The organism is Nocardioides sp. (assembly GCF_964228225.1).
GTDB lineage: Bacteria > Actinomycetota > Actinomycetes > Propionibacteriales > Nocardioidaceae > Nocardioides.
On the sequence record NZ_CAXQZB010000078.1, the window covers coordinates 117,581 to 132,204 of the forward strand.

The following is a 14,624-nucleotide window of genomic DNA, read 5'->3' on the forward strand; positions in this document are numbered from 1 at the left end:
CGGTAGGTTGCCCCCATGGCCAAGCGCTCCCGCCAGAAGTCCCAGCCCGTCGCCGCCGGCGAGGTCGGCCCGCGTCAGCCCTGCCCGTGCGGCTCCGGCAAGCGCTACAAGGCCTGCCACGGCTCGGGCGACGCCGTCTACGTCGCGCGTCCCTTCGAGGGGCTCGCGGGCGAGTGCGACCTGGTCGCCCTGCGCGAGCTGGTGCCGGCCGCCACCGCCCCGCTGCAGGTCAAGGGCACCGACAAGGTGGTGCAGCTGTGCACCCTGCTGCCGATGGCGGTGCCGGCCATGGCGCGCGACAGCGGCCAGGTGTGGCTCGGCCTGCAGGTGCAGCACGCCTACGGCGACCCCTCCCGCGACCTCGGCGCGGTGCTCGAGCAGGCCGTCGCCGCCACCGAGCCCGGCCTCATCGGCCTCACCGAGGCCCCCGGCCCCGGCCCCCGCCTGCAGGACCTGCTCGAGAACACCACCCTCGAGGTCACCGTGCACGACGGCTTCGACTTCTGGGTGGCCGACATGCCCGACGCCGAGGGCCTGGACGCCGCCCTCGAGCAGGCCAACGCCGCCGCCACGCCCACCGCGCGCCTCACCGGCGTCGAGGCCGGCTACTGGACCAACGTCGGCACCAAGGAGCACCTGCGCTGGGTGATGCCCGAGCCCGAGGACGAGCTGCTCGCCGCCCTCGCCCGGCTCCACGTCGCGGGCCGCGACCGGATCGTGCCCGACGCCCGCCTGGTCGGCATGTTCCGCGCCCACGGCCTGCTCGTGCCCGTGTGGGACCTCCCGGTGGGCACGGGCGCTGAGGCCCTCGAGGAGCCGGCCGTCGCCTTCCGGGCCGCCCTCGACGAGGCGCTGGCGCTGGGCACCGACCTCTCCGCCGAGGAGCGGGCCGCCCGCAACGGGTTGGCCAACCGCCAGGTCACCATCCGCTGACACGCCGGCCCCGCTGAGACCCCCGCTGAGACCTTCGCCGGGGGCGGCCTCCGGGCGGCCGCACCCCGGGGACGGGTCCGGTCAGGAGAAGCGGGCGACGAGGGCGTCGCCGAGCGCCTGCACGTTGCGCAGGGCGTCGTTCCCGGCGTCGGGCTCGGTGTAGACGATGGCGTACACGCTGGTGCCGTCGGGGGAGAAGGTGAAGGCGGCGTAGTCGGGGTCGTCCTTCACCGTCGTGGTCCACGCCACGACGTCGCCGACGTCGGCGCGGCGCACCTCGCGGTTGCCGTCCATCGGGTCGGGGTAGCGGCCGGCGCCCTCGCGCTCGGTGTAGAGCTTCACCAGCCCCTCGCTGCGCACCAGGGTCAGGCCCAGGGTCGGCACGGTGGCGGCGTCGGCCGTCGCGGTGCCCTCGGGGGCGTAGACGCAGGCCGACTCCGAATCCGACTGCCGGCGCTCGGCGTCGTCCTCGCCCAGCAGCGCGGCGTCGTCGCCGATGAGCGCCACCGCGTCGTCGAGGGTGAGCACGTCGCACGGCTTGGCGGTGGCGACGTCGAGGCCGCTCGGGGCGTCCTCGGGGTCCGGCAGGTCGGGACCCTCGCCGGAGTCACCGGGCTCGCTCGGGTCGTCGGTGGCGCCGGGGGTGTCGTCACCCGCGTCCGGGTCCGGCGTGGCGTCGTCGGTGCTGCCCGGCGTCGCCGGGTCGTCGGTGGGGCCGGCGCCCTCCGACGTGGCCGCGGCGGACGCGCCGTCGCCGGCCTCGGAGTCGTCGCCGCCGCAGCCGCTCAGCAGCAGGGAGGAGGCGAGCACGACGGCGGCGCTGCGGCGCGCGAGGAGCGTGGGGGTGCGGAGGAGGCGCATGGCCCCAGGCTAGGCGAGCACCCGGGCCCCGCCGAACCGGCGGGAGGAGGATGGAACGCCCCCGCCCCGCCCGGTCAGCCCGGTCAGCCCGGTCTGCCCGGTCTGCCCGGTCAGTCCGGATCGTCGGCCCGGCGCAGCCGCCAGGCGCCGAGGTGTCCGTAGCCCTTGGCCGCGAAGCCGCGCACGCGCCGCAGCCGCAGGTCGGGGTCGGCCTCCAGGGCCGTCCTCGCGCCGGCGTCCACGAGCACGGTGTGGGGTCGGGCGCCGGAGGTGAGCCGCGCGGCGAGGTTGACGGTGGGCCCGAAGACGTCGCCCAGCCGGGCGACCACCTCGCCCCAGGCCAGTCCCGCACGGACGTCGGGGAAGGTGTCGTCGGGGTCGGCGGCGCGCCGGGTGAGGTCGAGCAGCACCCGGGCGGCGGCGTGCACGTCGTCGGAGACGAAGAGCACCTCGTCGCCGATGTTCTTGATGACCCGACCACCGGCCGCGACGACGGCCGCGGTGACGGTGGCCTCGAAGCCCTCGAGCCACTCCACGAGCTCGGTCTCCTCCAGGGAGGTGCTGCGGGCGGTGTAGCCGACGATGTCGACGAACCCGACCGCCGCGCGCACCGTGGGGCTGGTGGGGTCGTCCTCGAGCAGCCGTCCCGCGGCGCTGGCGAGGTGGCGGCGCCAGACGTAGGCCTGCAGCGCCTCCACGCGCGGCAGGACCTCCTCGACGAGCACGGGGTATCCCGCGGCGGAGGCGCCCGGGTCGGCCGCGGCGGTCTCGATCGCGACAGTGGCCAGCAGGCTGGTCTGCCACTCCGCGAGCCGCGCGAAGCTGCGACCCCACGTGCGCACCAGCGCGTCCTGCCGCTCGGGGGTGAGGATGCCGAGCGCGACGAGCTCGCGGGCCAGCCGCAGGGCGTCGACGTCGGCGGAGGTGAAGGCGACCTCGTCGTCGGGCACCTGGGCGAAGCCCAGCAGGCCCCACAGCCGCTCGGAGTCGAGCTGGGGGACCCCCGAGAGCCGGTTGACGTCGAGGCGCGTGAGGCTCGGCGTCTCCCCGAGCACGAGCGCCTCGAGCACCCCGGCGGCCTCCCCGAGGCTCACCGGCGTGCCCCGGCCGGCGGCGCGCTCGTCCAGGGCGGGGTCGGCGGGGTCCTCGGGGGTCACCGGGGTCGGCCCGAGCGGGGGGATCGGCGGCGCGTCAGTGGCCGACGCGCTCCTGCACCAGGGCGGTGACCTTCTCGCGGAAGCTGGGCATCTCCTCGAGGAGCTCCTTGAGGTCGCTGTCGGTGAAGTGGATCGCGACGAGCGGGGTGAGCGCCACGATCGAGGCGGTGCGCAGGGTGTGGCCCACGATCGCGGCCTCGCCGACGATGTCGCCGGGGCCGAGCTGGGCGATCTCGCTGCCGTCGCGGCGCACGGAGACGCTGCCCTCGAGCAGGATGTAGGCCTTGTCCGCCGGGGTGTCCTCCCAGATCGGCGACCAGCCCTCGGGCAGCTTCACACGGCGTCCGTGCGCGCTGATCCGAGCCACCTCGCGGGGAGTGAAGGAGTCGAAGAACGAAGCCATCGGGAGACCTTTCGTCGAAGGGGCGTGAACGTCGTCACGCGCCGGGTGCAGTCTTGTCGGTGCCCGGGGTCGTGTCCAGCGCGGGGTCGCCGCGTCTCGCGGGGGCGAGGTCGCGCCACCAGCGAGGGGGCGCGAAGGCCCACGGCACGCGCGCCAGGGGTCGGGCCAGGGCGAGGGACACGGCGAGTGCCAGGGCGGCGGCGAGCGGCACCGCCACGAGACCGGCGAGGTCGCCGGCCCCGGTGAGGCCCATGCGGTCGACCGTCACCGCGAGGACGTGCAGCACCACGACGTGCAGCACGTAGACCTCCAGGGTGCGGCGCCCGCAGGCCGCCAGCGGCGGGGCGAGCCGGGTGCGCGAGAGCGCCACCGCCGCGGCCAGGCCGCCGGTGCCCATCAGGGCGACGGTGAGGGGGAAGAGCCCGGGCAGCCGTGCGACCTCCTCCACCGGGACGCCCAGCAGCTGCGGCACGGTCGAGACGGCGGCCGCGGCGAGGATCAGGGCCGCGGCGGCGAGCGCCGCGGTGCGGGTCGCGAGGTCGCCCAGACGCCACAGGGCCGGGCGGGCGAGCGCCCCGACGACGAAGCACACGAGGAACCGGCCCGCGGAGTCCCACACGAAGAACTCCACCGGCAGCGGCGCGGCGGCGACGACTCCGCACAGGACCGCCGCCGCCGCAGCCAGCCAGGCCAGGCCCTGCCGGCCCGAGGCGTGCCACAGCAGCCGGCACAGCGCCAGGAACAGCGGCAGGGCCAGCAGGTACCAGGTGGCCGTGCGTGGTGCGTACAGCAGCGTCGTCCAGGTGCCGGCCCGGTCGAGCGGACCGCCGACGCCGGGCAGCACGAGCAGGCCGAGGACGACGGTGGCGACCACCGACCACAGCAGGTAGGCCCACAGCCAGCCGGCCAGCTTGCGGCGCCACAGCTCGTCCCACGACCGGGTGAGCCAGGGGCCGGCGAGCATCCCCGAGATCAGGAAGAACAGCGGCAGGCGCAGCGGCACGAGCGCGGTGCTCAGCACCTGCCACGCCTGCGTGCCGGGCAGCACCTCGGCCATCCAGAACCGAGCATGGTGCACCACGACGAGCGTGATCGCGATCCCGCGGGCGACGTCGACCCAGGCCTGCCGCCCCGACGGGTGCGACGACGGGTGCGACGACGGGGGCGACGTCATCGCGCGCGTCGTCCGCCCCGCCTCAGGCGGGCAGCGGGTCGCGGGCGATCGGGCAGCTCATGCAGCGCGGCCCGCCGCGGCCCGAGCCCAGCTCGGAGCCGGCGATCGGGACCACCTCGATGCCCGCGGCCTCCAGGCGGGCGTTGGTGGCGTCGTTGCGCTCGTAGGCCACCGCGACCCGCGGGCCGAGGGCGAGGGTGTTGTTGCCGTCGTCCCACTGCTCGCGCTCGGCGGTGACGGGGTCGAGGCCGGTGTGGATGCGGTGCAGCGCGTCGATGCCCATCGCCTCGGCGGCCGCGGCCAGGAAGGGGCGGGGCGCCGCGATCGCGAGCCGGCCCTCCTCGCCGCGGGTGACGGCGTGGGCCACCAGGGAGTCGGCGACGTTCTCGTAGACGATCATCTGGTCGACGTCGACCATCGTGCAGATGGTGTCGAGGTGCATCGTGGCCCGCTCCTGGGCGATCGGCACCGCGAGCACGGTGTGGGCCAGGTCGTCGTCGAAGACCTGGCGGGCCAGGCGCTCCACGCCGGCCGGGGTGGTGCGCTCCCCGACGCCGACGGCGATGACGCCAGGGGCCAGCAGCAGGACGTCGCCGCCCTCGACGTGCTCGAGGTGGTGGCCGTGGATGCGCGGGGTGCCGGCGAAGCGCGGGTGGTGGGTGTAGATCAGCTCGGTGAGCTGGGTCTCGCGGCGACGCGCGGGCATGGCGAGGGAGGTGATGGCCACCCGGTCGCGCACCCACACCGAGGAGTCGCGGGTGAAGAGCAGGTTGGGCAGCGGGTCCACCAGGAACGCGTCGGCGTCGAGCAGGGAGGTGACCAGGCCGAAGCCGCCGCGCACCTCGTCGTTGCGGATGCCGGCGGTGAGGTAGGAGGTCAGCTCGGCGGGCGTGGCGTCGGAGAGGAAGCGGTGCAGGTAGTCGTGGAGCGTGTCGCCGAGGTGGGGATCGTCCAGCGTGGTGTCGATCGCGACGGCGCGGGCCTCGGGCACCTCCAGGCTCTGGGTGAGCAGGTCGGTGAGGTAGAGCACCTCCACGTCACGGTCGCGCAGGGCCTGGGCGAAGGCGTCGTGCTCCTCCTGCGCCCGCGCCACCCACGGCACGCCGTCGAAGAGCAGCCGGTCGTTGTTGCGCGGGGTGAGACGGCTCAGCTCCTTGCCCGGCCGGTGCAGCATGACCGTGCGCAGCCGGCCCACCTCGCTGTCGGCGCCGTGCGGGGCGGGGGTGCGGGCGGCGGCGACGTCGTCGGGCATGGCCGCAGCCTAGGGAACCCCGGATTGTCTGACAATCTGCGGCGCGGTCGGGGGGCCGCCGTCGCTCAGCGGACGAGCTCGACCACCGTGAGCCCGGCCAGCAGGCCGCAGACGCCGGCGCCCGCGAAGTGCAGCACGTGGATCGGGACGACGCGCAGCAGGCTGCGGCCCACCACGACGGCCAGGCCGCTGACGGTGAGCAGGGCCGCGAGCGCGCCGAGGAACACCGCCACCGGGGCGTCGTAGCGCGCCGATAGCGAGAGGGTGAGCAGCTGGGAGAGGTCGCCCCACTCGGCGGCGAAGAGCACCACGAAGGAGGCCAGCACGGCGCGCCAGCCGTCGGCGGGGCGGGCCTTCTCGCCGAACTCGGCGCCGTCGTCCTCCTCCGCGGCCCGGCGGTGCTTGAGGCCCTCGCGCACCAGCAGGGCGGCGCCGGCGAGGAACAGGGCGATCGAGGCGCCCTTCACCACGCCCTCGGGCAGCACGGTGACGACCTTGCCGAGGGTGACCGCCACGGTGGTCTGCACCGTGAAGGCGAGGCCGACGCCGATCCACACCAGCAGGGGGCGGTACTTCGTGGCGAGCACGAGGGTGGCCACGAAGGTCTTGTCGGGCAGCTCGACCAGGAAGATCGCACCGAAGGTGAGGAACAGCGCGGCGAGGTCCATCCGGCCATCCTCCCAGCGACTACCGTGACCCCATGATCGTGGGGGTGCTCGCCGGGCTCGCGCTGGTGGTGGCCGTCGCGGCCCTGGTGGTCGCCTGGCGCGCCGCCCACCCCCGGCCCCGGGCCGACGGCGCCGACCTGCCCACCGACGTGGCCGGCCTGCGCCGGGAGGTGGCCGCGCTGCGGGCCGAGAACGCCGGTGCGGTGCGCCACGTCGGCGTGGTGCGCTACGACGCGTTCGGCGACATGGGCGGGCACCTGTCGTGGTCGGTGGCGCTGCTCGACGACGCCGGCGACGGCGTCGTCCTGACCGCCATCCACGGTCGCCAGGACACCCGCAGCTACGCCAAGCCGGTGGCGGCGGGGCGCTGCGTGCAGCCCTCGCCCGAGGAGATCGAGGCGATCCTCCAGGCCCGCGGCGAGTAGCGGCTCAGGGCTCGAGGGTGTAGCCGACGCCCGGCGTCGTGATGAGGTGGCGGGGCCGGGAGGGGTCGGCCTCGAGCTTGCGGCGCAGCTGGGCCGCGTAGACGCGCAGGTAGTGCCCCTCGTGCAGGTACGCCGGTCCCCAGACCTCGCGCAGCAGCTGCTCGCGGGTGACCAGGCGGCCCAGGTGGCGGGTGAGCAGCTCCAGGAACGCCCACTCGGTGGGTGTCAGGCGCACGTCGACGCCGTCGCGGGCCACCCGCTTGCGGGCCAGGTCGATGCGCAGGTCGCCGACCTCCACCACCGCGGCCGCGGGGGCGGGCTCGGCGGCACGCCGCACCGCGGCCCGCAGCCGCGCCATCAGCTCGTTCATCGCGAACGGCTTGGTCACGTAGTCGTCGGCGCCGAGGTCGAGCGCCTCCACCTTGTCGTCGCCGTGCTGGCGCGCGGAGAGCACGACGATCGGCACGCTGGTCCAGCCGCGCAGGCCGGCGATCACCTCGGTGCCGTCGAGGTCGGGCAGGCCCAGGTCGAGCACGACGACGTCGGGGTGCTCGGTCGCGGCCGCCTCCAGCGCCGAGCGACCGTCGGCGGCCGTCACGACGTCCCAGCCGTGGGCGCGCAGGTTGATGGCCAGCGCCCGGGCCAGGGCCGGCTCGTCGTCGACGACGAGGACCTTCACACCGCCACCTCCCGATCGGCGGGCTGCTCGGGCACGGGCAGCCCGTGCCGCGGCAGGGACAGCACGAGCGTGAGGCCGCCGCCGGGGGTGTCCTCGGCCACCAGCCGCCCGCCGAGGGCCTCGGCGAACCCGCGGGCCACCGCGAGGCCGAGCCCGAGGCCGCCCGGGCCGTGGTCGTCGAGCCGTTGGAAGGGGGCGAACATCGCCTCGCGCCGGTCGGGCGGCACCCCGGGCCCGCGGTCGACGACGAGCACGTCCACGGTCTCGGGCAGCACCTGGGCCAGCACCCGCACCGGTCCGCGCGCGAGTCCGATGTCGCCGGCGTGGCGCACGGCGTTGGACACCAGGTTGGCCACCACCCGCTCCAGCAGCCCGGCGTCGGTGACGACGACGGGCGCCGGCTCGGCGACGTCGAGCACGACCGTGCCCGGCGGGTGGCCGGCCACCGCGAGCGGCAGCACCTCGTCGAGGCTGCGCTCGCGCAGCACGGGCGCGACCAGCCCCGACTCCAGGCGCGAGAGGTCGAGCAGGTTGCCGATCAGCGCCTCCAGGGCGTCGGTGGAGGTCGCCAGCGTGGTGACGAGCTCGGCGCGGTCGGCCCCCTCGACCCCGCCGACCAGCCCCTCCACGGCCGCGCGGATGGTGGCCAGCGGGGTGCGCAGGTCGTGCGAGACCGCGCGCAGCAGGGCCGTGGAGGTGGCCTGGGCGCCCTCCAGGGCCGCCGCACGCTGCTCGCGCTCGCGCAGCCGCCGGTACTCCAGCACCAGGCTGGTCTGCACCGCGAAGGCCTCCACCACTCGCTGGTCGCTGGCGCGCAGCGGCTCGCCGCGCAGGCACAGCACGTGGTCGTCGTCCACGCGGACGCGGGTGTCGCCGGCGTCGGGGGAGCAGGCGTGGTCGGGGCCGCTGCTGGCCACCACCTGCCAGGCGCCGACACCGGGCGGCACGCGGCCCAGCAGCGAGACCGAGCGCTGGGCGAAGACCTCCCGCACCCGGGCGGTGATCGCCTCGGCGGTGTCGGCGCCGGTGAGCACCGAGCGCGACAGGGAGGACATCGTGGCGGCCTCGGTGCGGGCCCGCACGGCGTCGGCGGCACGGCGCGAGGCCCGGTCGACGACGGTCGCCACGCCCGTGGCCACCGCGAGGTAGACCAGCAGCGCGATCAGGTTGGCCGGCTCGCCGACGGTGAGCACCCCGGTCGGCGGGGTGAAGAAGTAGTTGAGCAGCACGAAGCTGACCACGGCCGTGGCGATCGCGGGCAGCAGGCCGCCGATCAGCGCCACGAGCACGGTGCCGGCGAGGAACAGCATCTCGGCCAGCGGCAGCTGGTCGGTGTCCTCGAAGGCGCGCAGGAACGTGAGCAGCAGCGGCGGCAGCAGCACGGTGACCAGCCACGCCGCCACCTGGCGCTCCCGGCTCAGCGGAGACAGCCGCGGGGCGCGCCGGGCGGCCCCGCCGATCTCGTCGTGGGTCACCAGGTGCACGTCGATGGCCCCGGCCAGGGCCGCGATCCGATCGCCGGTCGTGCCGGTGAACAGGCGTCGCAGCCGCGAGTGCCGCGAGACGCCGACCACGATCATGGTGGCGTTGCTGCCGGTCGCGAAGTCCACCACCGCGGCCGCGACGTCGTCGCCCACCACGGAGTGGAAGGTGCCTCCGAGGCTGGCCACGAGCTGCTGGGCCCGGGCGATCCGGGTGTCGTCGGGGCGGGTGAGCCCGTCCTGGGCGATGACGTGCACCGCCAGCAGCTCCGAGCCGGCCGCGCGCTGGGCGAGCCGCGCGCCGCGTCGCAGCAGGGTCTCGGACTCCGCGCCGCCGGTCACCGCCACCACGATCCGCTCGCGGGTGGGCCAGGGGTGCTCGATGCGGTGGGCGCGGCGGTAGTCGCCCAAGGCGTCGTCCACCCGGTCGGCCAGCCACAGCAGGGCGAGCTCGCGCAGGGCGGTGAGGTTGCCGAGGCGGAAGAAGGAGGTGAGGGAGGCGTCGATGCGGTCGGCGGGGTAGACGTTGCCGTGGGCCATCCGGCGGCGCAGCGCCTCGGGCGACATGTCGACCAGCTGGATCTGGTCGGCGGTGCGCACGACCTCGTCGGGCACGGTCTCGCGCTGCCGCACCCCGGTGATGCGCTCCACCTCGTCGTTGAGCGACTCCAGGTGCTGGATGTTCACCGTCGTGACGACGTCGATGCCGGCCGCGCGCAGCTGCTCGACGTCGCCGACCCGCTTCTCGTGGCGGCTGCCCGGCACGTTGGTGTGGGCGAGCTCGTCGACCAGCACCACCGCGGGGCGCCGGGCGAGGATCGCCTCGGTGTCCATCTCGCTGAACCTCGCGCCGCGGTGCTCCACGACCCGGCGCGGGATCACCTCCAGGCCGTCCAACATCGAGGTGGTGTGGGGCCGCTCGTGGGTCTCGACCACCCCGACGACGACGTCGGTGCCGCGCGCGAGGCGGCGCTGGGCCTCCCCGAGCATCGCGTAGGTCTTGCCGACCCCCGGGGCGGCGCCGAGGTAGACCGTGAGCCGGCCGCGGCGGGTGGCGTCGACCGGGGTCCCCGGGTCCTGGGCCTGCGCACCGTCCACGGGATCCACTATGGCGCGTCGTCCGCGCGGGCGGCGGTCACGGAAAGGTTGAGTTCCAGCACGTTCACCCGCGGCTCGCCCAGGAACCCGAGGGTGCGGTCCCGGGTGGCGTCGGCCACCAGCGCGCGCACGACGTCCTCGCTCAGCCCGTTCTCGCGCGCCACGCGCGGCACCTGCAGCGCGGCGTAGGCGGGGGAGATGTCGGGGTCCAGGCCCGAGCCCGAGGCCGTCAGCGCGTCGGGCGGCACGGTGGCCGGGTCGACGTCCTCCCGGGCTGCCACCTCGGCGCGCCGCTCCCGGACGGCCGCGATCAGGTCGGGGCTCTCCGGGCCGAGGTTGGAGCCGTAGGTGGCCAGGGTGTCGTAGCCCTCGCCGGCGGCCGAGGGCCGGGGGTGGAACAGCCGGGGGTCGTCGTTCACCTGGCCGATCAGCGACGACCCGACGGCCTCGGAGACCGAGGTGGTGCGGGTGCCCTCGGCGGTGAGCAGCGAGCCGCGCGCCTGCCAGGGGAAGGCCACCTGGGCCACACCCGTCACGAGCAGGGGGTAGGCGAGGCCGGTGACGACGGTCATCGCCACGAGCAGCCGCAGGCCGGCCAGGGAGTGCCGGAGCAGGGCGTACAGATCGGACATCGGGTTCCTCGGATCGGGTCGGTGCGGGTGCGGGTCGGGGCGGGCGGCTCAGAGCCCGGGCAGCGGCGAGAGCAGCAGGTCGAGCAGCTTGATCCCCACGAACGGGGCGATGAGGCCGCCGACGCCGTAGATCAGCAGGTTGCGGCGCAGCAGCGCCTCCGCCCCGGCGGGCCGGTAGCGCACCCCGCGCAGCGCCAGCGGGATCAGCGCGATGATCACCAGGGCGTTGAACACCACCGCCGAGAGGATCGCCGACGCGGGGCTCGAGAGCTGCATGATGTTGAGGACGTCCAGCTGCGGGAAGGCCACCACGAACATCGCCGGCAGGATCGCGAAGTACTTGGCGACGTCGTTGGCCACCGAGAACGTCGTGAGCGCGCCGCGGGTGATGAGCAGCTGCTTGCCGATCTCCACGACCTCCAGCAGCTTGGTGGGGTCGGAGTCGAGGTCCACCATGTTGCCGGCCTCCTTGGCCGCGCTGGTGCCGGTGTTCATCGCCACCCCGACGTCGGCCTGCGCCAGCGCGGGGGCGTCGTTGGTGCCGTCGCCGCACATGGCGACCAGCCGACCGCCCTCCTGCTCGCGGCGGATCAGGGCCAGCTTGTCCTCCGGCGTGGCCTCGGCCAGCACGTCGTCGACCCCGGCCTCGGCCGCGATCGCGGCGGCGGTGACGGCGTTGTCGCCGGTGATCATCACCGTGCGGATGCCCATCGCCCGCAGCTGGTCGAACCGCTCGCGGATGCCGTCCTTCACGACGTCCTTGAGGTGGATGACCCCGAGCAGCCGGGCCGGGGCGTCGCCGATCCGCTCGGCCACCACCAGGGGGGTGCCGCCGGTGCTCGACACCGCGGCCACGTGGGCCTCGATCGCCGCGGCGGCCGGGTCGTCCCCGCCGGTGCCACCGGCCACCCAGGCGATCACGGCCGAGCCGGCGCCCTTGCGCACGAGCCGGGCGGGTCCGGTCGCGGTGGCGGGGAGGTCGACGCCGCTCATGCGGGTGGTGGCGGAGAACTCCACGAGCTCGGTGCCGGCGGGCAGGTCGGGTCGGGTGCGCGCGGCGTCGCTCAGCACCAGCTCGACGATCGAGCGGCCCTCGGGCGTCTGGTCGGCCAGGGAGGACAGCAGCGCGGCCTCGGCCAGGTCGGCCGGGTCCACCCCGGGCACGGGCAGCAGCGCGCTGGCGCGACGGTTGCCGTAGGTGATCGTGCCGGTCTTGTCGAGCAGCAGCACGTCGACGTCGCCGGCGGCCTCCACGGCGCGTCCGGACATCGCCAGCACGTTGCGCCGCACGAGCCGGTCCATGCCGGCGATCCCGATGGCCGAGAGCAGGGCGCCGATGGTGGTGGGGATCAGGCACACGAGCAGCGCGATCAGCACGAGCACCGGCTGCTCGGTGTCGCTGTAGTCGGCGAAGAAGTACAGCGTGCCGACCACGACGACGAACACCACGGTGAGCGCCGAGAGCAGCACGTTGAGCGCGATCTCGTTGGGGGTGCGCTGACGCTCGGAGCCCTCGACCAGCGAGATCATCCGGTCCACGAAGGAGTGGCCGGGTGCGGCGGTGATGCGCACGACGATCCGGTCGCTCAGCACGGTCGTGCCGCCGGTCACCGCGCAGCGGTCGCCGCCGGACTCGCGGATCACGGGGGCGGACTCACCGGTCACGGCCGACTCGTCCACCGACGCGACGCCGTCCACGACGTCGCCGTCCCCGGGGATCCGCTCGCCGGCCTCGACCACCACCAGGTCGCCCACCCGCAGCTCCGTGCTGGGCACCTCCTCCAGCTCCGGAGCGGGTGCGCCCGGGTCGGTGCCGCGCAGCCGGCGGGCGGTGGTCTCGGTCTGCAGGGCGCGCAGGCTGGCGGCCTGGGCACGGCCGCGACCCTCGGCCACCGACTCGGCCAGGGTGCCGAACAGCACGGTGAGCCAGAGCCAGACCGTGACCGACCAGCCCAGCGTGCTGGGGTCCAGGGCGGCGAGCACGGTGGTGGCCACCGCGCCGACCTCGACCACCAGCATCACGGGGGTGGCGAGCAGGGCCCGGGGGTCGAGCTTGCGGAACGCCCCGGGCAGGGCCTCGAGCAGCTGGGCCGCGCTGAGGACGCCGCTGCTGCCGCCGGCGTCGGGGCCGGCCCCGGGGGTGACATCGGGGGTGGCATCGGGGGTGGGCGTGACGACGTCGCTCATGACAGTGACTCCGCGATCGGGCCGAGTGCGAGGACCGGCACGTAGGTGAGTCCCACGACCACCAGGGCGACCCCGGTGAGCAGGACGACGAACAGGGGCTTGTGGGTGGGCAGCGTGCCGGCGCTCGGGGGCGCGGGCGGCGTCGCGGCGAAGCGGCCGGCCAGGGCGAGCACCAGCAGGATCGGCACGAACCGGCCGAGCAGCATGAGCGTGCCGAGCAGGGTGTTCCAGAACGGGGTGTCGGAGGTGAGCCCGCCGAAGCCGGAACCGTTGTTGTTGGCCGCGGAGGTCACGGCGTACACGGCCTCGCTCAGCCCGTGGGGCCCGTCCTCCTGGAGCCCGGCCAGCCCGGCGGGCACGCTGAGGGCCAGCGCGCCGCCGACCAGCACCAGGGTCGGGGTGAGCAGCACGTAGCCGGCCACCAGCACGATCTCGCGCTGCCCGATCTTCTTGCCGAGGTACTCCGGGGTGCGGCCCACCATCAGGCCGCTGAGGAAGACGGTCACGACGGCGAGCATCAGCATCCCGTACAGACCGGAGCCGACCCCGCCCGGCGCGATCTCGCCCAGCATCATGTTGAACATCGCGATGCCGCCGCCGGGGGCGGTGAGGGAGTCGTGCATCGCGTTCACCGCGCCGGTGGACGTGCCGGTCGTGACGGCGGCGAACAGTGCCGAGGCGGCGGTGCCGAACCGCTGCTCCTTGCCCTCCATCGCGCCGCCGGCCAGCGTGGGCGCCGTGCCGGGGCCGGCCATCTCGGCCCAGGTCAGCAGGGCGATCGAGCCGAGCAGCAGGATCGCCATGACCGCAGCGATCGCCGCGCCCTGGCGCCGGTCGCCGACGATGATCCCGAAGGCCCAGGCCATCGAGAACGGCAGCACGAGGATGAGCCAGAGCTCGAGCAGGTTCGACAGCGGCGTGGGGTTCTCGAAGGGGTGCGCGGAGTTGACGTTGTAGAACCCGCCGCCGTTGGTGCCGAGCTCCTTGATCGCCTCCTGCGAGGCCACCGGGCCGCCGGTGAGGTGCTGGGAGCCGCCGGTGAGGGTGTCGAGGAGCCGGGCGGGCTCGAGGTTCTGCACCGCGCCCCAGGCCACCAGCAGCACCGCGGCCACCACCGCGGTGGGCAGCAGCACCCGGTACACCGTGCGCACGACGTCGGCCCAGAAGTTGCCGACGCACCCCTGTCCGGCCTCGCCGTCGCGCCGGGCCAGGCCGCGGGCGAACGCCGCCGCCACCGCCATGCCGACGGCCGCGGACAGGAAGTTCTGCACCGTCAGCCCCGACATCTGGATCAGGTGGCCCAGGGCGGCCTCGCCGGAGTACCACTGCCAGTTGGTGTTGGTCACGAACGAGACGGCGGTGTTCCACGACCCGTCGGCCGGCAGGGCGCCGAACCCGAGGGAGAGCGGCAGGTGCTGCTGCAGCCGGCCGAACGCGTAGAGCGCCAGGATGCCGACCAGGCTGAACCCGAGCACCGAGAGGGCGTAGGTGCGCCAGTGCTGGTCGGCGTCGGGGTCGACCTTCAGCACCCGGTAGGTCACCCGCTCGAGGGCGAGGTGGCGGGGCGGGGTGTACAGGTGCGCCAGCAGCCGGCCCACGAAGGGCACGACCAGGGCGACGAGCAGGACGAGGGCGAGGATCTGGGCGATCGCCGGGCCGGTGGCGCTCACCGGT

Annotated in this window: 13 protein-coding genes; 2 read left to right on the forward strand and 11 right to left on the reverse strand. The window is 75.0% G+C overall.

All coding sequences use genetic code 11. From position 1 onward, the window contains the following. The first annotated feature begins 15 nt into the window (after positions 1-15). Entirely contained in the window at positions 16-933 is a 918-nt protein-coding gene (locus ACERUJ_RS18290) for a DUF5926 family protein (protein WP_370250338.1), read from the forward strand. 81 nt (positions 934-1,014) lie between these two features. Here ACERUJ_RS18290 and ACERUJ_RS18295 read toward each other — a convergent pair whose 3' ends face one another. From ACERUJ_RS18295 to ACERUJ_RS18320, 6 genes are all read right to left on the reverse strand, one after another. Then, on the reverse strand, positions 1,015-1,794 hold the full coding sequence (locus ACERUJ_RS18295) for a hypothetical protein (RefSeq protein ID WP_370250339.1): 780 nt from the start codon (positions 1,792-1,794) through the stop codon (positions 1,015-1,017). A 110-nt stretch (positions 1,795-1,904) separates the two neighbouring features. Continuing rightward, positions 1,905-2,951: an adenylate/guanylate cyclase domain-containing protein gene (locus ACERUJ_RS18300; protein ID WP_370250341.1), complete on the reverse strand. Its 1,047-nt coding sequence runs from the start codon at positions 2,949-2,951 to the stop codon at positions 1,905-1,907. A 34-nt stretch (positions 2,952-2,985) separates the two neighbouring features. Then, positions 2,986-3,354 (reverse strand): Crp/Fnr family transcriptional regulator, encoded by a 369-nt coding sequence (locus ACERUJ_RS18305; RefSeq protein WP_370250342.1) that lies wholly within the window; start codon positions 3,352-3,354, stop codon positions 2,986-2,988. A gap of 34 nt (positions 3,355-3,388) precedes the next feature. Continuing rightward, complete coding sequence (locus ACERUJ_RS18310; RefSeq protein ID WP_370250344.1) at positions 3,389-4,528, reverse strand: acyltransferase family protein; 1,140 nt, start codon at positions 4,526-4,528, stop codon at positions 3,389-3,391. A 22-nt stretch (positions 4,529-4,550) separates the two neighbouring features. Beyond that, positions 4,551-5,780, reverse strand: a complete 1,230-nt coding sequence (locus ACERUJ_RS18315; RefSeq protein ID WP_370250346.1) for an arginine deiminase — start codon at positions 5,778-5,780, stop codon at positions 4,551-4,553. Positions 5,781-5,845: 65 nt separating this feature from the next. Next, positions 5,846-6,448: a TMEM165/GDT1 family protein gene (locus ACERUJ_RS18320; protein ID WP_370250347.1), complete on the reverse strand. Its 603-nt coding sequence runs from the start codon at positions 6,446-6,448 to the stop codon at positions 5,846-5,848. Between the two features lie 32 nt (positions 6,449-6,480). Between ACERUJ_RS18320 and ACERUJ_RS18325 the strand changes: the two genes are divergently transcribed. Further along, a complete protein-coding gene (locus tag ACERUJ_RS18325; protein ID WP_370250348.1) occupies positions 6,481-6,873 on the forward strand; it encodes a DUF4446 family protein in 393 nt (130 codons plus the stop codon). A 4-nt stretch (positions 6,874-6,877) separates the two neighbouring features. On the opposite strand, the gene ACERUJ_RS18330 is transcribed toward ACERUJ_RS18325, so the two are convergent. The 5 genes from ACERUJ_RS18330 to kdpA are packed head-to-tail and all read right to left on the reverse strand — an operon-like array spanning position 6,878 to position 14,620. Then, positions 6,878-7,552: a response regulator gene (locus ACERUJ_RS18330; RefSeq protein WP_370250349.1), complete on the reverse strand. Its 675-nt coding sequence runs from the start codon at positions 7,550-7,552 to the stop codon at positions 6,878-6,880. Next, entirely contained in the window at positions 7,549-10,131 is a 2,583-nt protein-coding gene (locus ACERUJ_RS18335) for a DUF4118 domain-containing protein (RefSeq protein WP_370250350.1), read from the reverse strand. Before ACERUJ_RS18335 ends, ACERUJ_RS18330 begins: the two co-directional genes overlap by 4 nt. Positions 10,132-10,139: 8 nt before the next feature. Then, complete coding sequence (gene kdpC, locus ACERUJ_RS18340) at positions 10,140-10,763, reverse strand: potassium-transporting ATPase subunit KdpC (RefSeq protein ID WP_370250351.1); 624 nt, start codon at positions 10,761-10,763, stop codon at positions 10,140-10,142. 48 nt (positions 10,764-10,811) lie between these two features. Further along, positions 10,812-12,950 carry a potassium-transporting ATPase subunit KdpB gene (kdpB, locus tag ACERUJ_RS18345; RefSeq protein ID WP_370250352.1) on the reverse strand — a complete coding sequence of 713 codons (2,139 nt, stop codon included), beginning with the start codon at positions 12,948-12,950 and terminating at the stop codon, positions 10,812-10,814. Then, positions 12,947-14,620 (reverse strand): potassium-transporting ATPase subunit KdpA, encoded by a 1,674-nt coding sequence (gene kdpA, locus ACERUJ_RS18350; protein WP_370250353.1) that lies wholly within the window; start codon positions 14,618-14,620, stop codon positions 12,947-12,949. Before kdpA ends, kdpB begins: the two co-directional genes overlap by 4 nt. Between the last annotated feature and the right edge of the window lie 4 nt (positions 14,621-14,624).